Source organism: Salipiger sp. PrR007, from assembly GCF_010499845.1.
Taxonomy (GTDB): Bacteria; Pseudomonadota; Alphaproteobacteria; order Rhodobacterales; family Rhodobacteraceae; genus Salipiger; species Salipiger pacificus_A.
On the sequence record NZ_JAAGOZ010000020.1, the window covers coordinates 92916 to 113120 of the forward strand.

Consider the following 20205-nt stretch of genomic DNA (forward strand, 5'->3'; position numbering starts at 1 on the left):
GGCTGCTCAGGCGGGGTAGAAGCGCCCGCCCTTGCGTGCCATCTCGGCAAGCGTCTCGGGGCAGGTGAAGCGCCGCCCGTGGCGATCGGCGAGTTCAGAGGCACGCTCCGCGGCATAGGGGGCGCCGAGCATGTCGAGCCAGGAGAACGGCCCGCCCGACCAGGGCGCGAACCCCCAGCCCAGCACGGCGCCCACATCGCCTTCGCGCACTCCCGGCAGCACGTGGCGCTCGAGCGCCCGAACGGCCTCCAGCGCCTGCACGAAGAGCAGCCGGTGTTGCACCTCCTGCAGCTCCGGCTGCTCTTCCGCTTCGGGCCATTCGACCGCCAGCCCCTCCCAGAGTCCGAGCCGCTTGCCGCCCTCGTAGGTATAGAAACCCGCGCCCGCCTTGCGTCCAAGCCGCCCCAGGTCGGCCATGCGCTGCAGCACCTCGTCGACATCCGCGTCCCGATAGCTCTCGCCCATGGCGGCACGGCTGGCCTGGGCGATCTTCAGTCCCAGCTCGATCGAGGTCTCGTCGACCAGCTGCAGCGGACCGAGCGGCATGCCGGTCAGCTTGGCTGCATTCTCGATCAGTGCCGGGGCGACGCCCTCTCGCAGCAGGCGCAGCCCCTCGTTGAGATAGGGGATGATGCAGCGGTTGGCATAAAAGAAGCGCGCGTCGTTCACGACGATCGGCGTCTTGCGGATCATGCGGGCGAAATCCAGCGCCTTGGCCACGGCGCGCGGGCCGGTGCGGACCCCCTTGATCACCTCGACCAGCTGCATCTTCTCGACTGGTGAAAAGAAATGCAGGCCGACGAAATTCTCGGGCATCAGCGAGGCCTCGGCCAGTTTCGACACGGGCAGGCTCGAGGTGTTGGTGGCGAAGATGCAGCTCTCGGGTACGTGGCGCAGCGCGGTGCGGGTGACCTCGGCCTTCACCTCTGGATCCTCGAAGACCGCCTCGATGATCATGTCGCAGCCGGCCAGCGCGTCGAACTCGGTGGGGGCGCTCAGCCGCTGCAGCACCGCCTGCTTCTGCGCGGCGCTGGTCTTGCCGCGCTTCACCCCTTCGTCGAGATAGGCCTCGGCGTGGGCGCGGCCCTTGTCCGCCGCCTCCTGCGTGCGGTCGAGCAGCACCACCTCGACCCCCGCCTGCGCCGCGACCAGCGCGATGCCCGCGCCCATCATCCCAGCGCCAAGCACGCCGAGCTTCTTCACGCTCTGCGGCGGCACGCCTTCGGGTCGGCCCGCGCCCTTGTCCAGCGCTTCCTTGCCGACGAAGAGCGTGCGGATCATCGCGCTCGAGCTGGGGTCGAGCATGACATGGGTGAACCAGCGCGCCTCGATCCTGAGCGCGGTGTCGAAGGGCACCTGTGCGCCCTCGTAGACCGCCGAAAGCAGCGCCTTTGCGGCCGGGTAAGCCCCCTTGGTCTTGCCGTTCACCATGGCCGAGGCGCCGAGAAAGGTCATGAAGCCCGCCGGGTGATACGGCCCGCCGCCGGGCAGCTTGAAGCCCTTGCGGTCCCAGGGTTTCGCCAGCGCCTCGGGCGCGGCCTGCAACACCCAGGCGCGGGCGGCCTCTTGGGGGTCCTCGGCGATCTCGTCGATCAGCCCCGCGGCCTTCGCCTTTTCGGGGGACAGAAGCGTGCCCTCCAGCAGGTAGGGCGCCGCGCCCATGGCCCCGAGCCTGCGCACCAGCCGCGTGGTACCGCCGGCGCCGGGAAAGAGCCCGAGCTTGATCTCCGGCAGGCCGATCTTCGCACCGTGGGTCGGCGCGGCGAAAATCCGATGACAGGCCAGCGCCAGCTCGTAGCCGAGCCCGAGCGCTGTGCCGGGCAGGGCGCAGGCGATGGGCTTGCCACCCTCGTTCGCCGCGTTCATCCCGGCGCGCTCGATCCGTCGCAGCGCCGCGTGCAGCGCCATGATCCCCTCGAAGATGCCCTTGGCCGGGTCGTCCCCGGCGGCCTCGCGCATTGCCGCCAGCGTCTTCAGGTCCATGCCGCCGGCAAAGCTGCCGGGCTTGGCGGAGGTGATCACGATGCCTTTCACGCGCGCATCTTCCAGCGCCGCGCTCACCAGCGCGTCGAGCTCGGCGAGCGCCTCGAGGCTCATGACGTTCATCGATTTGCCGGGCGTGTCCCAAGAGATGGTGCAGACGCCGCCCTCGGTGTTGGCCGAGAAATCGGTCATGTCTCATCCTCCCCTTCGTGCCGCCCCACCTCCGAGCCGTCGCGGCGGCGGTAGACGCGGGCCGCGCCATGGGTTTCGGTCACCAGGTCATGATCGCTGTAGTGGATGACGTCCGCGCCGCTGCGGGTGCCGATCACAAGGTAGCGGGCCGGTGCGTCCGATCGGTTTTCAAGCCGGTGCCCGATGCCCTGACCGGCGGGCCAACAGGCGCAATCGCCCGGACCCATCGCCACCTCTTCGTCCTCGACCAGCACCAATGCGCCGCTCAGCACGTAGACCATCTCGTCCTCGCGCTCGTGCCAGTGCCGCCAGCCCGAGGCCGAGCCGGGCGGCAGTTCCTCGATGAAGGCGCCGAATTGGGTCAGCCCGCCCGGATCCGACAGGAGCTGGCAGCCATAGGGGCCGGGACCGTCACCGAGCACGCGATGGCGGCTGGCGCGATGGGTGGTGACGGGTTGGGGGTGGAGTTTTGGCATCATACCCTCTCGAGGATCATGGCCACGCCCATGCCCGAGGCGACGCAGAGCGTGACAAGGCCGGTGGATTTGTCCGCGCGCTCGAGCTCGTCCAGAAGCGTGCCGATCAGCATTGCCCCGGTGGCGCCGAGCGGGTGGCCCATGGCGATGGCGCCGCCGTTGACATTGACCTTGCCCGGGTCGGCGTCGAAGGCCTGCAGAAAGCGCAAGACCACCGAGGAGAAGGCCTCGTTCACCTCGAAAAGGTCGACGTCGCCGATCTCCATCCCCGCCTGCTCGAGAACCCTTTCGGTGACGGGGAGCGGGCCGGTCAGCATGATCGTCGGCTCGCTGCCGATGCGGGCCATGGCGCGGATGCGGGCGCGGGGCGCCAGCCCCATCGCCTCGCCGAAGCCCTTCGAGCCGAGCAGCACGCCCGCCGCCCCGTCGACGATGGCGGAGCTGTTGCCCGCATGGTGAATGTGATCGATGCGTTCCAGCTCGGGGTAGCGCATCAGCGCCACCGCATCGAAGCCGGGCATCTGCGCGCCCATCTCCCTGAAGGCGGGCGTCAGCCCCGCGAGAGCCTCGAGCTCCGTGCCGGGCCGCAGCGCCTCGTCACGCGCGAGAATGGGCAGCCCGTTGATATCGGTGACCGGCAGGATCGAGCGCTCGAAGCGGCCCTCCTCCCAGGCGCGGGCGGCGCGCGCCTGGCTCTCCGCCGCGTAGCCATCGGCGGCCTCGCGCGTGATGCCGTGCTTCGTGGCGATGAGGTCCGCGGCAATGCCCTGCGGCACGAAATGTCGGGGGATGGCAAGCGAGGGATCGACGGCGATCGCCGCCCCGTCCGAGCCCATGGGCACGCGGCTCATCATCTCGACCCCGCCGGCCAGATACGCTTGCCCCAATCCGCCCTGCACCTGCGCGGCGCCAAGCATCACCGCCTCGAGCCCCGAGGCGCAGAAGCGGTTGATCGACAGGCCCGGAATTGTCTCGTCCAACCCCGAGGCCAGGACGGCGGAGCGCGCGAGACAACCGCCCTGTTCGCCGATCTGGGTGGCATTGCCCCAGATCACATCCTCGAGCACCGGCCCATCGAGTCCGTTCCGCTCCCGGAGCCCATCCAGCACAAGCGCCGAGAGCCGCAGGGCCGTCACCTCGTGCAGCGCGCCATCCGGCCGCCCCCGCCCGCGCGGGGTGCGGATCGCGTCATAGATATAGGCCTCGGACATGGCTCCTCCTTCCATGGTCGGCCGGGATGTGTGGCGCCTCTAGGCCCGGTCGGCGGGCGAGCCGGGCATCAGCTCATAGGGGTGCTTCCAGCCCGGCAAGGCTTCGATACCACTTAGCCAGCGGTCGATGTTCGGCCAGTCTGCCCGGACAAAGCCGAAGGGCTCGGGATAGAAAAGATAGCCGCAGCAGCAGAAATCCGCGTGGGTCGGCCCGTCGCCGACGATCCAGTCGCGGCCGCCGAGGTGCGCGTCGAGCACCTGGTAGGCGGCCTTGAGCCGCCCCTGTGTGAAGGCGATCACCTCGGCCGGGCGCTTGTCCTCGGGGAGGAAGTTCATCAGGAAACGCGTCATTCCGGCCGGGCTGCTGAGCTTGTGGTTGTCCCAGAACTGCCAGCGCAGCACCTCGCGCGCCTCCTCGGGCGTGGCGCCGCCGAACTTGCCGGTCTTCTCGGTGATATAGTGCTGGATCACCCCCGATTGGGTGAGGGTGATGTCGCCATCGACCAGCACCGGCACCTCGCCCATCTCGTTGACCTCGGCGCGGTACTCGGGCGTGCGGGTGGCGCCATTGAAGAAATCCACCTTCACCGGTTCCCAATCCAGCCCCGCGAGCTGCAGCGGCAGTGCCGCCTTGTAGGCATTTCCGGATTCTCCGAAACAGTAGAGCTTGATGGTCATGCGCGCGGTCTTTCCCTGTGCGTTGCGGCGCGGGCAGTGGCGGGGGCTTCGCGCCCCCGCATTCCCGCGGGATACTCGATCCTAGAAGAAACCAGTTTCGACGCCAGATGTAACCCGTTCTTAACCTCGCGGCGGAAAGACTGTCGGCGCGGTACAGGCTGGGACGCCGATGACCGCCCTAGCAGCAACCCCGCCGCCAAGCCGGAGGCCCTTGCAGGCCGGTGCCGCGGTGGGGCGGACCGAGTGCAGTCCCGCGTGGCCCGGCTCCTGGTGATCCGTCTGGTGATCCGCCCGGTGACCGGGCTCGACGTGGCGTGGACCCGATGTGCGGCTCCGGTATGTCTTCTAGGCGGAACCATCCCGCGGGGGTCCGGGGGTGCGACACCCCCGGTCCTTCGCCCGCCGCCCGCGCGGTCGAGGGGGGCGGAGGTCTGGCTCATCGCTTGCGCGCCTCGAGCTCGGCGTTGAACAGCCGCAGCCGGTGCGAGAGCACCTCGGCATCGGTCACGCTGCCGAAATTCTCGAAGAGGAAAGACAGCGCCTCGCCCTCGTCGAGCCCCGCCGCCGCCGAGAAGCTGCGCAGGCCGCGGTAGCCGTCCTCTGTCATCGCGACCGAGAAGCGTCGGGTGAGACGAAAGCGCTTGGGCATGGGCGGCTCCTTTTCGGTAACTTTCGCAACAGGGTTTCATTCTGCGGCCCCGGGCCTCGGCGCGCCGAGCCACCGCGGTCAGGATCGCGGCGCAGGTGCCGCGGTCCGCAGATGCAGAAACGCCCCGGTCGATCCGCGGTACGTCGCGAAGGACGAACAGCAGATCCGCGACCGGGGCGGTATACTTGGGCTGTGCAGCTTGTATTGCGCCTGGCATGGGGCCTCCTCTCCCGTCCGCCAAGGCCTCGCGATGGTCCGCTGGGGGATCAGCCGGCCTTGCGCTCCAACTCGCCGAGCATCTGTTCGCCCCAGGCAAGCTGTTCTTTCAGTTCCTCGATCGCCATGGTCAGATCATCGCGCTGACGGATCATGTCGGCAAGACGTTCCTGGCCGATCTCGTAGCTGCGCGCGATCTGGGTCCGCTGCTGGTCACCCTTGTCGTAGAGCTCCAGAAGCTGGCGGATCTCTTCGAGGCTGAAGCCGAAGCGCTTGCCGCGCAGGATCAGTTTCAGCCGCGCCCGGTCACGCCGGGTGAAGAGGCGCTTCTGTCCTTCACGGATGGGAAAGAGCAGTTCCTTCTGCTCGTAGAAACGGAGAGTCCGCGGCGTCACCTCAAACAGGTCGCACATTTCGCGGATCGTCATAAACTGGTCGTCACTCATGTCAGGTCTTCTACCTCACTTCGCGTCAAGATGACGGGTGAACTGCGCCTTTCATGACAATCCTACAACTGCCCCCTATCCTTTTGAGACCGCTACGCAACGTCATTTCCGAAATTACGTAACTTCGTTAAGCGTCACGCGATGGCGGGAAGAACTTTCTTTCCCCGGTTGCGCGTGACGCAGCCATTCCGGGGCTCGAATGTATGCAGCCGGGTACGAAATCAAAGCGTTTCAACACGCCCGCGGCGGGTGATTCGCCTTATTCACCCAGCTCTTTGAGGGTCACATCCCGAAGCGCTTTGAGTTCCTCGATCGCCGAATCGAGCTGCGCGCGCTGCTCGCCGAGCTGCACGAGCTGCCGGTCCGCCATCTCCACCCAGGTGCGCATCTGTGCCTCGGTGCCGTCGCGTTCGTACATCTGCAGCCATTGCCGGATCTCCTCGAGCTGGAATCCGAACTTTCGCCCGCGCAGGATCAGCGTCATCCGCGCCACCTCGCGCGGGCCGTACCAGCGCGATCGCCCGTCACGATCGGGGGTGAGCAGCTCGATGTACTCGTAGTAGCGCAAGGTGCGTGGGGTGACCTCGAACCGTGCGCACATTTGCTTGAAGCTGAGACGTGTCTCGCTCATTGGGCCTCCTGACGTGGCGAAAGGTAATGCGGCACCGCGGCGAGGGCAATGGCCGCGCGGCTTGCGGTGCGCGATCCGTCGCCGCATAAAGACGCGAGACGAGAAAGGGATATCGCCATGTCCACGGATGCGGAGTCGGTTTTCGACCCGGCGGTTGCGGCCGAGCTGATCCTGCGGCTACCGCAGGCGCGCGCGCTGGGTCTGAAGATCACCGGTTTCGGCGATGGCTGTGCCGAGATTCACATGCCCTTCGCGGCGCAGCTCGTCGGGGACCCCGAGACCGGGGTGATCCATGGTGGTGCGGTCTCGACGCTGATGGACACCTGCGGCGGCGCCTCGGTCATGGCGCACCGCCAAGTCGAGGGGCACACCGCCACCATCAGCCTGCGCATCGACTACCTGCGCGCCGCCACGCCGGGGCAGGGGATCACTGCCCGGGCCGAATGCCACCACGTGACCCGCTCGGTCGCTTTCGTGCGCGCCGTGGCGCTGGACGAGGACACGGAGCGCCCCGTCGCCATGGCCACCGGCACCTTCACCGTCCCGCAGCTGCGCGGCGACACGCCGGAGGACACCGCATGAGCCATCGCAAGCCCGAACCCGTCCAGGTGGTGAAGCAGCGCCGCGACACCGCGCTTCGCGCGCTGGCCGGCGGCGTGCCTTACGTGAATTTCCTCGGCATCACCTTCGACCGCCGCGGCGACGAGCTGACCGGGGTGCTGAACTTCGACGAGAAGCTGATCGGCAACCCCGACCTGCCAGCGCTGCACGGCGGGGTGACCGCCGCCTTTCTCGAGGTGACCTCGATCATCACCCTGAGCTGGATGAGCCTCTGGGGCGAGGTCGAGTCCGGTCGGCTCGATCTCGAGACGCTGGAGCAGGGTCGGCTGCCGCGCCTGCCCAAGACCATCGATTTCACCATAGACTACCTGCGCCCCGGCCTGCCGCGCGACGCCTATGCCCGGGCCCGTGTCACCCGCTCGGGTCGGCGCTACGCCTCGGTCCATGCCGAAGCCTGGCAGGACAACCGCGACCGGCCGATCGTTCAGGCGGTGGGGCACTTCCTGATGCCCTGGGACGAGAGATGAGCAGGCCCCTTCGCAGCGTCGCCTCCGTGCCCTTCGTCCCTCTCTGAAGAAACCATGCGCTCCCAGAACCTCCCCCTGACCCATGGCCGCGTGCTGAAGATTGCGCTGCCGATCCTGCTCTCGAACGCCACGGTGCCGATCCTCGGCGCGGTGGACACCGCCGTGGTCGGCCAGATCCCCAGCCCCGAGCCGATCGCCGCGGTCGGCATCGGCGCGGTGGTGCTCTCGGCGATCTACTGGATCTTTGGCTTCCTGCGCATGGGCACCACCGGGCTCACCGCCCAAGCGCTCGGCGAGAATGATCGCTGCGAGGTCTCCGCCCTGCTCGCGCGGGCGCTGCTGATCGGTCTTGCCGGGGGCGTGCTGCTGATCGCGCTGCAGGCGCTGATCTTCCGCATCGCCTTTGCCGCCTCCCCGGCCTCGCAAGAGGTCGAGCAAATGGCGCAGAGCTACATGCAGATCCGCATCTGGTCGGCACCGGCGGCGGTGGCGATCTACGGGCTCACCGGCTGGCTGATCGCGCAGGAGCGGACGCGGGCAGTGCTGGTGCTGCAGCTTGGCATGAACGCGGTGAACGTGGTGCTCGATCTGGCGCTGGTGCTCTGGGTCGGCATGGGGGTCGAGGGCGTGGCGCTGGCCACCTTCGTCGCCGAATGGTCGGGTCTGGGCCTTGGCCTCTGGCTCTGCCGCGACGGCTTTGCCGAGGCCGGCTGGCGGAACCGGGCGCGGGTCTTCGATCCGGCGCGGCTGCGCCGCATGGCCGCGCTCAACGGCGATATCCTGATCCGCTCGCTGCTGCTGGAGGCGATCATCGTCTCGTTCATGCTGGTCGGCGGACGCTTCGGCGACGAGACCCTCGCGGCAAACCAGGTGCTGATGCAGTTCATGATGATCACCGCGCACACGATGGACGGCTTCGCCTTTGCCGCAGAGGCGCTGGTCGGCCAGGCGGTGGGGGCGCGCAATCTGCCGCACCTGCGCCGCAGCGCCCGGCTCGCGGGCCTTTGGTGCGTGGTGGCGGCGCTTCTGCTGGCGGGGCTCTTCTGGCTCGTCGGACCTCTGCTGATCCGTGGCATCGCCGCCGACGAGGCCGTGCGCGCCGCGGCGATTGCCTTCCTGCCATGGATGGTCGTCTCGCCACTGCTGCAGGCGTTGCCCTTCACGCTCGACGGCATCTTCATCGGTGCGACGCGCTCGGCGGACATGCGCAACATGATGGCAGTCTCGGCGGTGATCTACGCGGCGGTGCTGCTGCTGGCGCTGCCGGGGATGGGCAACCACGGGCTCTGGCTGGCCTACCAGGTCTCCTTCCTTGCACGCGGGCTGACGCTGGCGCTGCGCTACCCGGCGCTGGAACGCTGGGTGGCCAAGGGCGGCTGAAGCGGGGGCTCCGCCCGCCGCGTCGCTGCCTGGGGACCCGCTTCCGAGACGCCGCGCGCGTCTCCCCCCGGGATTTTCCGGCCCAAAAGATAAACCGGAGGCAACGCGCACCTCCGGCTTCTTCTCTTTCCAAATACGTGTATCCGGCGCACGCGCGAGAGGCGCACCGTCGCAAGCGAGGCTCAGCCGGCGGCGGCCTGGACCTCGGCGACGATCCCGTCGACCACCTGCGTCAGCAGCGCTTCGTCCTCGCATTCTGCCATCACCCGGATCAAAGGCTCGGTGCCCGACTTGCGGATCAGCAGGCGGCCGCGTCCCGAGAGCTGCGCCTCGGCCTCGGCGATGGCGCCCTGTACGCTGGCGGCGTCAAGCGGTGTCTGCCCGGCACCGAAGCGCACGTTCTTAAGCAGCTGCGGCACCGGCTCGAAGTTGCGCGCGAGGCGGCTGGCGGGCTGCCCGGTGCGGACCATCTCGGCGAGGAACTGCAGCCCCGCCATGAGACCATCGCCGGTCGTGGCGTAATCGGTCATCACGATGTGGCCCGACTGCTCGCCGCCGAGGTTGAAGCCACGCGCCCGCATCATCTCGACCACGTAGCGGTCGCCGACCTTGGTGCGGGCGAGGGTGAGCCCGCGATCGCCGAGGTAGCGCTCGAGCCCGAGGTTCGACATCACCGTGGCGACCAGCGTGCCACCGGCAAGCCGGTCTTCCTCGGCCCAGCGGCCGGCCATCAGCGCCATGATCTGATCACCGTCCGCCACGGTGCCTTTCTCGTCGATCAGGATCACCCTATCGGCATCGCCGTCGAGGCAAATGCCGACATCGGCGCCATGCGCCACCACGGTCTCGGCGGCGGTCTGCGGCTTGGTCGAGCCGCATTGGTCGTTGATGTTGAGCCCGTTGGGATGGGTGCCCACCGGGATCACCTCGGCGCCGAGCTCCCAGAGAACCTCGGGCGCGGCGCGGTAGGCGGCGCCATTGGCGCAGTCGATCACCACCTTCATGCCGTCAAGCCGCATGCCGTGCGGGAAGCTCGATTTCACCCGCTCCTGGTAGCGGAAGCGGCCATCGTCGATCCGCTTGGCGCGGCCGATGTTGCCGGCCTGGGCCGGCTCGACGCCCGCCTCGACCAGCGCCTCGATCTCGGCCTCTGCCTCATCCGAGAGCTTGAAGCCATCGGGGCCGAAGAACTTGATGCCATTGTCATGCGCGGGATTGTGCGAGGCCGAGATCATGATCCCGACGTCGGCGCGCATCGAGGGCGTCAGAAGCCCCACCGCCGGGGTCGGCACCGGGCCGAGCAGCAGCACGTTCATGCCGGTCGAGGTGAGCCCCGCCGTCAGCGCGGTCTCGAACATGTAGCCCGAGAGCCTTGTGTCCTTGCCGATCACCACGCGGTGCGTGCCGCCCGCCTCGCGGCGGAAGTAGCGCCCGGCGGCGGCGCCGATGGCCAGCGCCATCTCGGCGGTCATCGGGTGCATGTTGGCGGTGCCGCGCACCCCGTCGGTGCCGAAAAGCTTGCGGGTCATTCTTGGCCTCCTTCTTCGACGGCCTGCCAAAGCGTCAGGGCCTGGCGCGTCTCGCGCACGTCGTGCACGCGGATGATCTGGGCCCCTTGCGCCACGCCTGCAAGGGCGGTGGCGATGGAGCCGGGGAAACGTTTCGCGGCCTCGGTCTCGCCCGAGAGCTTGCCGATGAAGCCCTTGCGCGAGACGCCGAGCAGGATCGCGCAGCCAAGGCCGTGGAACAGCGACAGCCCGTGCAGCAGCGCGAGGTTCTGATCGAGGGTCTTGGCAAAGCCGATGCCGGGATCGACCACGATCTTTTCGCGCGGCAGCCCGGCGTGCTCCAGCGCATGCACCTGCGTCTCGAGGAAGTCGTAGACGTCGAGCAGCACGTCGGCGTAATCGGTCTCGGCGCTCATCGTCTCGGGCGTGCCGCGCATGTGCATGACGCAGACGGGCAGGCGGGAGGAGGCGCAGAACTCGGTCATCTCGGGATCGAAGACCAGCCCCGAGACATCGTTGATCAGCGTGGCACCGGCCTCGGCGGCGGCGCGGGCGACGGCGGCCTTGCGGGTGTCGATCGAGATCGGCACGCCCTTCAGTGCCTCGGTGACCGGCACGACGCGGGCGATCTCTTCGTCGACCGGCACTTCCGGCGCGCCGGGGCGCGTGCTCTCGCCGCCTATGTCGAGGATGTCGGCGCCCTCTTTAAGCATCCGATGGGCGCGGGCGATGGACTCCTGCGCCGAGGCATCGGTGCCGCCGTCGGAAAAGCTGTCTGGGGTAACATTGAGAATGCCCATGATCCGCGGGCCGTCCATCGACAGGCCGGCGACGGGCTCGCGCGGGGCGGTGAGCCGGGCCAGCACATCCTGTGGCACCTCGCAGACGGAAACCACCGTCACCGCCTCGCCGCGGGTGTGGCGCACGCACTGACTGAACCAGCGCGGACCCCCGGCAAGCGGCAGGGCGTCATCTGGGCGGGCGTGTCCGCACTGGACGAGGGGGCGGTATCGGGCAGTCATTGAGCGTCTGTGCCCGATGCGCGCCCGCTTGGCAAGCCGGGCGGCGACGGGCTCAGAGCGTGGTATTTCCGACTGTTACAGCCCTCGCTGGAACCGTCAGACCGGCGGGCGGCTCTTCGCCGATCATCACCAGCTCGCAGGCCTCCATCAGCCCGGCGAACCAGCCCGCCAGCTCGGCGGGGTCTTCGGGGTGGGCTTCCTGACCGGTCGGCGTGTCGAGCACGATCTTCGACGGCGCCCAGATGCAGCTCTGGCCGTTCTTCATCGCCCAGTCGAGCTCGGTGCGCGTGGCGACCACCTTGGCGCGCGGGTCGCGGGCCGCAAGCATCCAGGCGTTCTGTTCGATCGCCAGCAGGTCGATGCGGCGCTGCGCCAGCGGGTGGCTGGCCTGAGGTCGCGCCCCTTCGGGCAGGCCGACGCAGAGGATCACCGGCGCGCCAAGGGTCTCGGCCTGGTCGAGCCAGCCCGAGAGCGCGGTGTCGGCGATGGCGGCGTTCGACAGGTAGATCACCCGCGGATGCGGGCGCTCGCGGGCGCCATCCTGCGCCGCGCCCACCGGTTCGCCGTCGCGGGCGCGGACGATCTCGACCCCCAGCGCGCCGGGACCGCGGTCGAGCTTCTCGATCCGCACGAAGACCCGCAGCGCCTGCGGCTCCAGCAAGATGCGTTCGGCGATGCGCTCGGCGAGGGTCTCGAGCAGGTTCAGCCGCTCGGCGGCCAGCTCGGCGGCAATCGCTTCGGTCACCGTGTCATAGGAGAGGATGAGATCGACGTCGTCCTCGAGCGCGCCCTTGCCGGGGGCCACCTCGACCACGACGTTGAAGCGCACCCGCTGGGTTTGCCCGCGCTCGGCCTGGAAAGCGCCGATCTCGACCTCGACAACGTGGTCGCGCAGTGAGATGCGGTCGCGCGGGGTCTCGCCGGCGGTGGCGATGGCCCGTTCGTCGGGATGGGCGAAGGCGAGGCGGATTTCATCGGCCATGGCAGCGGCTCCGGAAGCGAAAACTGCCGCCTCTCTAGCAGGGGCCTGACGCAGGGGCGACCCCGACAACGGCGTGCCGGGGGAGAAAAGCGGCGCTCAGTTGCTGGTGCTGATACGGTAGTTCGCGCCGCGGTAGAAGTAATGCGCGCCGATGGTGGCCGTCTTGGTGAACTTGCGGGCCCAGCTCGGGCGCACGGCGCGGGTGTGATAATAGGTGGCGCCCTGGGTCAGCGCCCGCGGCGCGCCCGAGATCACCGCCTTGGCCACCTTGGCAACGCGGTCCCAGGCGGCCTTTTCGCTGACGTGCTCGGGGCGGCCGTCGCAGGTGTAGGAGAACTGGCAGGCGTGCAGACGCCCGGTGCCCTGGTTGATCACCCCGCAGACCGAGTCCGGGAAGCGCGGGCTGTCGACGCGGTTCATGATCACCTCGGCGACAGCGAACTGCCCCTGCAGGCTCTCGCCGCGGGCCTCGAAGTAGAGCGCCTCGGCCAGGCACTGGAACTGAGCGCCGCCGGTCGCCTTGGGCTGGGTGGCGAGCCAGGCGCGGTCGTAGTGGGGGACCTTCGAGCTGCCGGCCGAGACCGGCGTGATCATGCTGCGCAGATGCGAAGAATTTGCGGAACGAAGCGCGCTCTGTTCGAGTTTGACGAGGTGACGGATGCTGTCATGCTGGATGTCAGCGCGGACGGGAAGCGCCGCAAAACATGCGGCGATGACGATCGCGGTGGCACGAAACATTAAGGGCTCTCACAGCTCGGGGGGGCACCCCGAGGGATGCCGAAATCCGAGGCGATTTACAAAAAAGTCGCCAATTCGTCCACCCAAGTAAGTCCGCGCAAAAGGACAGTGTCCTTATCCCTTGTGGAAAACGGCTCTTTTTAGGCGAATCTCGGCCTTTTTCCCCCGATTTTCTCTTTTAGCGCGAGTTGCGCAGCGGCAAGTCTTGCAACCGGAACGCGGAATGGTGAGCAGCTCACGTAGTCGATTCCGGCCTCCCTGCAGAAGGCAATCGAATCAGGGTCGCCGCCATGTTCGCCGCAGATCGAGAGCATGATTCCGCGGTTGCCGTGTCTGCCACGCTCGACCCCGATCTTGATCAGCTCGCCCACCCCTTCGGGGTCGAGCCGGTGGAACGGGTCCTCGGCAAAGACCCCTTGCTGCACGTAATGCGACATGAACCGCCCGGCGTCGTCGCGCGACAGCCCGTAGGTCATCTGCGTGAGATCGTTGGTGCCGAAGGACATGAAATGCGCATGCTGGGCGATCTCGTCGGCGCGCAGGCAGGCGCGCGGGGTCTCGACCATCACGCCGAGCGAATAGTCGAAGTCCCGGCCACGCTCGTTGCGCACCGCGGCGGCGACGGCGTCGATGCGGGTCTTCACCAGCTCGACCTCCTTCATCGCCGAGACCAGCGGCAGCATGATCTCGGGCTCTACCGGGGCGCCGTCTTTCGACGCATCCAGCGTCGCCTCGAAGATGGCCCGGGCCTGCATGTCGTAGATCTCGGGCACGGCGATGCCGAGCCGCACGCCGCGCATGCCCAGCATCGGGTTGTATTCGCCCATCGACTCGACCCGTCGGGTCACGTCGCTGACCGGGAGGTCGAGCGCCTCGGCCAGATCGCGCAGCCCGGCGCGGTCGGTGGGCAGGAACTCGTGCAGCGGCGGATCGAACAGGCGGATGCAGACGGGCATGCCCTCCATGATCCGGAAAAGTTCCGTGAAATCGGCACGTTGCATTGGCAGAAGCCGGGCAAGCGCGGCCTTCCGGTCCTCGGGGCTGTCGGCGAAGATCATCTCGCGCATCGGGGTGATGCGGTCGGCCTCGAAGAACATGTGCTCGGTCCGGCACAGGCCAATCCCCTGCGCTGCGAAGTTGCGCGCGGTGGCGGCATCGGCGGGGGTGTCGGCATTGGCGCGGATGCCGATGTCCCGGGCGTCGTCAGCCCAGGACATGAAGGTGCGGAAGGCGTCGTCCAGCGCCGCCTCGACCATCGCCGGAGCCCCTGCGAGGATTTGCCCCGAGGTGCCGTCGACGGTGATCGTGTCACCCTCGTAGAACCGGCGACCATCCTGTGAAATCAACACCTTGTCGTTCAGACGAAAGCCCATGTTGGCGGCGCCCACTACCGAGGGCAGGCCGAGCCCGCGGCCGATCACCGCCGCGTGGCTGGTCATCCCGCCGCGCTCGGTCAGCACCGCGGCGGCCACATGCATGCCGCGCACGTCCTCGGGCGAGGTCTCGCGCCGGACAAGGACGCAGGGCTCGCCGCGCGCAGCCGAGGCCTGCGCCTCGGCGGCACTGAAGACGATCTTGCCGGTGGCGGCGCCGGGCGAGGCCGCGACGCCCTTGCCGATCACGTCGCGCTCTGCCTCGGGCGAGACCTGCCGGTGCAGCAGTTCCGACAGCCCGCGCGGTTCCACCCGCATCAGCGCCTCTTCCCGGGTGATGATCCCGTCTTCGGCGAGCCGCACGGCAATGCGCAGCGCACCGCGGGGCGAGCGCTTCACCCGCACCCCGTCGAGGATATGAACCCTGCCGTTCTCGAGCGTGAATTCGATCTGCATCTCGGCGCGCAGGCGCTGGCGCATCAGCCGCGCGTGGGCCTTGAGCTGCTCGAAGGCCTCCGGCGCCAGCTCCTCCAGCGAGGGTCCGCGCGGATCGCGTTCGAGAAACAGCGCCGCGCTCTCGTCGTGCAGCGCGTCGCGGCCCTGGCTCTGGTGCAGGTAGCGTCCGGTGATCTGCGGCAGGCCGGTGTCGGAGTTGACCAGTTGCAGAACGCCAGAGCCGCATTCGCCGATGCCCAGCCCCAGCGCCATCTCCTGCACGATGAGCCCCAGCCCGGCATCCACCGGCGCCCCCTTGGCTTGGCGCAGCAGCCGGGCGGTGGTGCCTTCCCAGGCGCGGGCCATGGTGCGCAGAACGGCGGTGAGCTGAACGGCGGGATCCTGCGGGAAGGGCTCCTCGGCCTCTTCCTCGTAGGCGCGCAGCGCGTCCGACAGGCCCTGCTGGCCTTCGGTGTCGATCTCTTCAAAGACATCGGGGTCGAGCCGTGCCACGTGGATCGCGTAGCCGGTGACAAAACGCTTGTAGAGCGCCGAGGCCGCCTCCGCCCCGATGCGGTCGGAATAGTCGATGAAGGTGGCGTCGTTCATGCCGATGTTGAGCACCGAGCCCGGCCCGCCCCAGTCGGGATCCTCGGAGGAGGGGCGCACGCAGAGAAGCGTGCCGGGGGTGAACTGGCCGAGAATCAGCGCGGGCGGCGGCACCTCGCCCTGCGCGATGCGGTGCACCGTGTCGAAGCTCAGCGCAACGGTGCGCGGCACCGGAAGATCGAGTCGGACCAGCCGCTGCAGGCACTTAGCACGGCCGCCATGGCTCGGCGTCGTGATCGGCGCCGAGGGAGTGATGAGCGTGACATGCGGATCATCGGCCTGCATGTCTTTCCGGTAGGTGTCGGGCATGACGGGGCCCCTGTTTCTCCGCAATGCAGCATATCCCGAAAAGGGTGTGCCGCACTAATACCTTTTGAAAGGCCCGGTGCCATGACGGGGCGTAACGAGGCGGCACCGGTCCCGAAATGATCGCCCCGGCGCGCCGCCGGGGCGTCGGCGCTAGCCTTCGACGCGGGTCAAATCGGCCACCTGCAGGCAGGTCTGGCGGATCCGCGACAGCAGGTTGAGCCGGTTGCGGCGCACCACCTGGTTGTCCGAGTTCACCTGCACCGCCTCGAAGAAGGCGTCGATCGGTCCGCGCAGCGCGGCCATGGCGGCCATCGCGGCGGCGAAATCCTCCTTGGCCATCGCCGGGGCGATCTCGGCCTCAGCGGTGTCCAGCGCGGCGAAAAGCGCCTTCTCCTCGTCGCTCTCGGCGAACTTGGGGTCGGCACCGAAGCTGTATTCGACCCCGTCCTTCTCTTCGGCCTGCGTCAGGATGTTGTTGGCGCGCTTGAAGCCCTGAACGAGGTTGCCGCCGTCCTCGGTCGCCAGCGTCTCGCTCAGCGCCGTGGCGCGGGTCACCAGCAGCGCGAGGTCGTCGCGGTTCGGCATGGCGAGGCAGGCATCGATCACATCGTGGCGGATGCCCTCGTCGCGCAGGTGCACCTTCAGGCGGTCATGGATGAAGGCCAGCAGGTCGTCGCTGAGATCGTTGGAATGCTGCTCGACCTCGGCGATCCACTCCGGCGCGTCACCCTCGATCTGGTCGATCACCGCGCGCACCGCCGCACCGAAGACCCCGTGATGCGCGATCTCGCGCAGCAGCTCGTCGCGCAGCGCCTCCTCGTGCTTGCCCTCGGGGTTGATCTTGTGGCGCAGCAGCTGCGCGTCGATCAGCCGGTCGAGATGCAGCCGCAGGCCATTGTTCAGCACCAGCCGGATCACGCCGAGCGCGGCGCGGCGCAAGGCGAAGGGGTCCTTCGAGCCGGTGGGCTTCTCATCGATCGCCCAGAAGCCGGTCAGCGTGTCGAGCTTGTCGGCCAGCGCCACCGCCACCGAGACCGGCGCCGTCGGCACGTCGTCGGACGGGCCGAGCGGCGAGTAATGCTCCTGGCAGGCGGCGGCCACCTCGGTCGGAAGCCCCGCGGCCTCGGCGTAGTAGCGGCCCATGAGGCCCTGAAGCTCGGGGAACTCGTAGACCATTTCGGACGACAGATCCGCCTTGGCCACCAGCGCGGCCTGCTCGGCGAGCGCGGCATCGGCGCCGACCATCGGTGCGATCTCGCGGGCCAGCGCGGCGATGCGCTCGATGCGGGCCTTCTGGCTGCCCATCTTGTTGTGGAAGGTCACGTTGCCCAGCCGCCCGGTCCAGGCGGTCAGCCCCTCGGACTTGGCAACGCGCAGGTCGTTCTCCCAGAAGAACTTGGCGTCCGACAGGCGGGCCGAAAGCACCTTCTGGTTGCCAGCGAGGATGGTCGCACCATCGTCGGCGGTTTCTATGTTGGCCACGGTGACGAAGCGCTCGATCCGTCCGGTCGCGGCATTCTTCACCGAGAAGAACTTCTGGTGTTCCTTCATCGAGGTCTGCAGCACCTCGGGCGGCAGCTGCAGGAAGTCCTCGCCGATCTCGCCCATCAGCACGACCGGCCATTCCACGAGGCCTGCCACCTCGGCCAGCAGACCCCGGTCCTCGACCACCTCAAGCCCCGCGGCAAAGGCGCGGTTGGTGGCGTCATGCCAGATGGTATCGGCGCGCTCGGCGGGGCTGAGCACAACCTTGGCGCGCTTCAGCTTGGCCTCGTAATCGTCGAAGGACGACACTTCGAAGGCCTCGCCGCCCATGAAACGGTGGCCGCGGGTGGTCTTGCCCGCGGTGATGCCGTCGATCTCCAGCGGCACCACCTCGGCGCCCTGCTCGTCGCTGAGCAGGCAGATGATCGAATGCAGCGGACGCACCCAGCGCAGCGAGCCCGCGCCCCAGCGAATCGACTTTGGCCAGGGGAAATTGCGGACCGTCTTTTCCAGCACTTCGGCGATGATCTCGGCGGCCGGGCGACCGGGCTTCTCGATGATGGCGAAAAGCACCTTGCCCTTCTTGTCCTCGCGCTCCTCGCATTGCGCGCGGGTGACCCCGGCGCCGCGCAGGAAGCCCTCGATGGCCTTCTCGGGCGCGTCGACCTTGGGGCCGCGGCGCTCTTCGCGGGTGGCAGGCGAGGCGGCCAGAAGCCCCTGCACCGTCAGCGTCAGCCGGCGCGGCGTCGAGAAGGCGGCGGCGCCCGCATAGGTCAGACCGGCCTCCACCAGACCGTCGGTGACGAGCTTCTTCAGGTCCTCGGCGGCGCGGGTCTGCATCCGGGCCGGAATTTCTTCGGAAAAGAGTTCGATCAGCAGGTCGGGCATGGTCTCACCAAGGTAAAGTTCGGATGCGGGGATAGACCCATGCGGCGCTGGCGTCCAGCCGTTAGCGGCAATGTTGCGGGGATGGATCGGACGGCGCGCCGCCCATCAGCCGCGCGGCATCTTCAGCACGACGTTTCGGCCGCTCTTCACGTAGCGCAGCTCGTCCTCGGAGATGGCCGCGATGCGTCCGCCGTCGATGCGGTCGCCGACCTGCACCTTCTGGTACTTGCCCGACGGCAGGCGCACCAGCGCGCGGCGGCTGCTGTCCTTGCCGTAGATGCCGATGAGGCTGACCTCGCGCAGGTTGATCTGGTCGCTCAATGTCGCGCTCTTGGCCACGCTGGCGTTCTGCGGGATGCTCGGGCCGGGCGCGATGGCAACCGCCGGCGCGTTCGAGGCCTGTTTCACCGCCTCCTGAACGATCGCCTCCATGCTGCGCGGGCGCGGCAGCGGGGTGAGCGAGGCGCCGATGGCCTGATCGGTGACCGGCAGATCGAGCGCCAGCGCCTCTTCCTGCGCGGTGAGCGGACGCATTTGCGGGCGCATCTGCTCGAGCTCGGCCAGCGAGACGCCGCCCAGCACCGCCCGCTCGGTCTGCTCGATCAGATCGCCGGGACGGCCGCGGGGCCGGAAGCCGGACAGCGCCGGATCGGCGGCGGGGTCAGGCGCAGGACTCTCTCCAGCTGACTCCGGTGCCGCGGCCTCGCCCTCTGCAGGCGCGGCCTCGTCCGCGGGCCCTTCGGGCGCCGCCTCCGGCACGGGATCGCGCAGCGGCGGGGTCTGCGGCGGCAGGCCGGTAAAGATGCGTACCCCGTCGGGCGAGACCGTGCCCTCGGCCGAGGCCTTGACCAGCCCGCGGTCGTCGAGATCGAAGCGCACGCCGGGACCGGGTGGCAGGCGCACCGGCTCGAGGCTCAGATCCTCGCGCGGTCCGGCGTCGAGGTCGGGCAGGGCGACGGCATCGAACTGCTGCACCTCGGGGTCGATCGAGGCAACGTAGACATCCTCGGCGTTGGTCTGAGGCGGCCGCGCCGGGGCGTTCGGGGCGCGCTGCCAGATGCCGGTGACGGCATAGGTCTCGGCGGCCTCGTCGCTGGTCATCTGGCTGCGCTCGGTCACCCGCGGCGCCGGGAGCTCCTCGAAGCCCTCGCTGGCCGGCGGCGGCAGGTCGAGCGCGGCGAGCATTGCGTCGGCGTCTTCCTCGGCGTCGGGCTCCTCGGCAGCCAAGTCGACAGAAGCGGGACTCGGGGCGCCCTCGGAGATCTCCCCGGGGGCCGCCAGCGCCACGTCCTCGGCCTGCGACGGGGCGAAGAAACGCGAGATCTCATCGCCCAGCAGAACCGACGAGAAAGCCGCCACGGCGGCAAGGAAAAGCAGCAGCAGCACGGTCAGGATGAGCCCGAGGAAACGCGGCTTGCCACCGACTTTCTGCTCGCCCCTTGCACCGAAGACGGTCAGCCGCTCGCGCTCTTCCTCGGGGGTCAGCGAGGCGGCGGCGCGGCGGGCGCGGCTGTCGGAACGATCCGCCTCCTGACGCAGCGCGGCGACGCGCGCCTGCCCCGAGACCGGGGCGCTCCCCGAGGGGGCCAGCGGCTGCGAGACCGGCGGGCGCGGGGTGACCTGCTTGATCCCCTGCGTGGTGTCCGAGCCGGTCTCCGGCGCCTCGGGGGTGCGGATCGTCACGGCCGGGGCCTGCGGCGCGGCGGGCTCGGTCTTCTCGCGGCGCTTGCCGAAGCCGAAGGGCCGCCGCTTGCCGGGCTGCGCCTCGGAGCCGGGCGCCTCGGCGGGGTCGGCCTGTGGGCGCAGGTCGGGCGTCCCGGCTGGCGCGATCTCCGGGGCCGGGGGCGGCGCGGGGTTTGCCGCGGGCGGGACTTCGCGCCCCATGCTGAGCCGCGGCGCCCAGGCC

At 68.8% G+C, this 20205-nt stretch carries 17 protein-coding genes; 3 read left to right on the plus strand and 14 right to left on the minus strand.

The genetic code is table 11. From position 1 onward, the window contains the following. Positions 1-6 precede the first annotated feature (6 nt). From G0Q01_RS10050 to G0Q01_RS10080, 7 genes are all read right to left on the minus strand, one after another. On the minus strand, positions 7-2175 hold the full coding sequence (locus tag G0Q01_RS10050; RefSeq protein WP_164191486.1) for a 3-hydroxyacyl-CoA dehydrogenase NAD-binding domain-containing protein: 2169 nt from the start codon (positions 2173-2175) through the stop codon (positions 7-9). Next, positions 2172-2651, minus strand: coding sequence for a cupin domain-containing protein (locus G0Q01_RS10055; protein WP_164191490.1), 480 nt, complete (start codon positions 2649-2651; stop codon positions 2172-2174). The genes G0Q01_RS10050 and G0Q01_RS10055 overlap by 4 nt, the downstream gene beginning before the upstream one ends. Beyond that, positions 2651-3862 carry an acetyl-CoA C-acetyltransferase gene (locus tag G0Q01_RS10060; RefSeq protein ID WP_164191493.1) on the minus strand — a complete coding sequence of 404 codons (1212 nt, stop codon included), beginning with the start codon at positions 3860-3862 and terminating at the stop codon, positions 2651-2653. Before G0Q01_RS10060 ends, G0Q01_RS10055 begins: the two co-directional genes overlap by 1 nt. A 39-nt stretch (positions 3863-3901) precedes the next feature. Next, complete coding sequence (locus G0Q01_RS10065; RefSeq protein WP_108966776.1) at positions 3902-4540, minus strand: glutathione S-transferase family protein; 639 nt, start codon at positions 4538-4540, stop codon at positions 3902-3904. 436 nt (positions 4541-4976) lie between these two features. Beyond that, complete coding sequence (locus G0Q01_RS10070) at positions 4977-5189, minus strand: hypothetical protein (protein ID WP_164191499.1); 213 nt, start codon at positions 5187-5189, stop codon at positions 4977-4979. 266 nt (positions 5190-5455) lie between these two features. Further along, positions 5456-5851 carry a MerR family DNA-binding transcriptional regulator gene (locus tag G0Q01_RS10075; RefSeq protein ID WP_108966772.1) on the minus strand — a complete coding sequence of 132 codons (396 nt, stop codon included), beginning with the start codon at positions 5849-5851 and terminating at the stop codon, positions 5456-5458. Positions 5852-6110: 259 nt separating this feature from the next. After that, positions 6111-6482, minus strand: a complete 372-nt coding sequence (locus G0Q01_RS10080) for a MerR family DNA-binding transcriptional regulator (protein WP_108966770.1) — start codon at positions 6480-6482, stop codon at positions 6111-6113. A gap of 117 nt (positions 6483-6599) precedes the next feature. Here G0Q01_RS10080 and G0Q01_RS10085 point away from each other — a divergent pair, with 117 nt between their 5' ends. The 3 genes from G0Q01_RS10085 to G0Q01_RS10095 are packed head-to-tail and all read left to right on the plus strand — an operon-like array spanning position 6600 to position 8950. Next, complete coding sequence (locus tag G0Q01_RS10085) at positions 6600-7064, plus strand: PaaI family thioesterase (RefSeq protein ID WP_164191503.1); 465 nt, start codon at positions 6600-6602, stop codon at positions 7062-7064. Then, positions 7061-7570 carry a PaaI family thioesterase gene (locus tag G0Q01_RS10090; protein WP_164191506.1) on the plus strand — a complete coding sequence of 170 codons (510 nt, stop codon included), beginning with the start codon at positions 7061-7063 and terminating at the stop codon, positions 7568-7570. Before G0Q01_RS10085 ends, G0Q01_RS10090 begins: the two co-directional genes overlap by 4 nt. A 54-nt stretch (positions 7571-7624) precedes the next feature. Next, the gene (locus G0Q01_RS10095; RefSeq protein WP_164191509.1) at positions 7625-8950 is read left to right on the plus strand and encodes an MATE family efflux transporter; all 1326 of its coding nucleotides are present in this window, start codon (positions 7625-7627) and stop codon (positions 8948-8950) included. 182 nt (positions 8951-9132) lie between these two features. On the opposite strand, the gene glmM is transcribed toward G0Q01_RS10095, so the two are convergent. The 7 genes from glmM to G0Q01_RS10130 form a co-directional block, all read right to left on the minus strand. After that, complete coding sequence (gene glmM / locus G0Q01_RS10100) at positions 9133-10479, minus strand: phosphoglucosamine mutase (protein WP_164191513.1); 1347 nt, start codon at positions 10477-10479, stop codon at positions 9133-9135. Continuing rightward, positions 10476-11480 carry a dihydropteroate synthase gene (folP, locus tag G0Q01_RS10105; RefSeq protein ID WP_164191516.1) on the minus strand — a complete coding sequence of 335 codons (1005 nt, stop codon included), beginning with the start codon at positions 11478-11480 and terminating at the stop codon, positions 10476-10478. Before folP ends, glmM begins: the two co-directional genes overlap by 4 nt. 52 nt (positions 11481-11532) lie before the next feature. Continuing rightward, positions 11533-12462, minus strand: a complete 930-nt coding sequence (locus G0Q01_RS10110) for a dihydroneopterin aldolase (protein ID WP_164191520.1) — start codon at positions 12460-12462, stop codon at positions 11533-11535. Between the two features lie 96 nt (positions 12463-12558). Next, on the minus strand, positions 12559-13200 hold the full coding sequence (locus G0Q01_RS10115; RefSeq protein WP_108966757.1) for a cell wall hydrolase: 642 nt from the start codon (positions 13198-13200) through the stop codon (positions 12559-12561). Between the two features lie 140 nt (positions 13201-13340). Next, positions 13341-15926 (minus strand): putative PEP-binding protein, encoded by a 2586-nt coding sequence (locus G0Q01_RS10120; RefSeq protein ID WP_164191523.1) that lies wholly within the window; start codon positions 15924-15926, stop codon positions 13341-13343. A gap of 150 nt (positions 15927-16076) precedes the next feature. Continuing rightward, positions 16077-18299, minus strand: a complete 2223-nt coding sequence (gene glyS / locus G0Q01_RS10125; RefSeq protein WP_164191526.1) for a glycine--tRNA ligase subunit beta — start codon at positions 18297-18299, stop codon at positions 16077-16079. 105 nt (positions 18300-18404) lie between these two features. Beyond that, positions 18405-20205, minus strand: a 1801-nt coding sequence (locus G0Q01_RS10130) for a pilus assembly protein PilP (RefSeq protein ID WP_164213318.1), incomplete at its 5' end; no start/stop codon positions are given.

Bases quoted from the DNA above. Each gene is read 5' to 3' on its own strand.
- G0Q01_RS10050 (WP_164191486.1), bottom strand. From the start codon at position 2,175: ATGACCGATTTCTCGGCCAACACCGAGGGCGGCGTCTGCACCATCTCT.
- G0Q01_RS10055 (WP_164191490.1), bottom strand. From the start codon at position 2,651: ATGCCAAAACTCCACCCCCAACCCGTCACCACCCATCGCGCCAGCCGC.
- G0Q01_RS10060 (WP_164191493.1), bottom strand. From the start codon at position 3,862: ATGTCCGAGGCCTATATCTATGACGCGATCCGCACCCCGCGCGGGCGG.
- G0Q01_RS10065 (WP_108966776.1), bottom strand. From the start codon at position 4,540: ATGACCATCAAGCTCTACTGTTTCGGAGAATCCGGAAATGCCTACAAG.
- G0Q01_RS10070 (WP_164191499.1), bottom strand. From the start codon at position 5,189: ATGCCCAAGCGCTTTCGTCTCACCCGACGCTTCTCGGTCGCGATGACA.
- G0Q01_RS10075 (WP_108966772.1), bottom strand. From the start codon at position 5,851: ATGAGTGACGACCAGTTTATGACGATCCGCGAAATGTGCGACCTGTTT.
- G0Q01_RS10080 (WP_108966770.1), bottom strand. From the start codon at position 6,482: ATGAGCGAGACACGTCTCAGCTTCAAGCAAATGTGCGCACGGTTCGAG.
- G0Q01_RS10085 (WP_164191503.1), top strand. From the start codon at position 6,600: ATGTCCACGGATGCGGAGTCGGTTTTCGACCCGGCGGTTGCGGCCGAG.
- G0Q01_RS10090 (WP_164191506.1), top strand. From the start codon at position 7,061: ATGAGCCATCGCAAGCCCGAACCCGTCCAGGTGGTGAAGCAGCGCCGC.
- G0Q01_RS10095 (WP_164191509.1), top strand. From the start codon at position 7,625: ATGCGCTCCCAGAACCTCCCCCTGACCCATGGCCGCGTGCTGAAGATT.
- glmM (WP_164191513.1), bottom strand. From the start codon at position 10,479: ATGACCCGCAAGCTTTTCGGCACCGACGGGGTGCGCGGCACCGCCAAC.
- folP (WP_164191516.1), bottom strand. From the start codon at position 11,480: ATGACTGCCCGATACCGCCCCCTCGTCCAGTGCGGACACGCCCGCCCA.
- G0Q01_RS10110 (WP_164191520.1), bottom strand. From the start codon at position 12,462: ATGGCCGATGAAATCCGCCTCGCCTTCGCCCATCCCGACGAACGGGCC.
- G0Q01_RS10115 (WP_108966757.1), bottom strand. From the start codon at position 13,200: ATGTTTCGTGCCACCGCGATCGTCATCGCCGCATGTTTTGCGGCGCTT.
- G0Q01_RS10120 (WP_164191523.1), bottom strand. From the start codon at position 15,926: ATGCCCGACACCTACCGGAAAGACATGCAGGCCGATGATCCGCATGTC.
- glyS (WP_164191526.1), bottom strand. From the start codon at position 18,299: ATGCCCGACCTGCTGATCGAACTCTTTTCCGAAGAAATTCCGGCCCGG.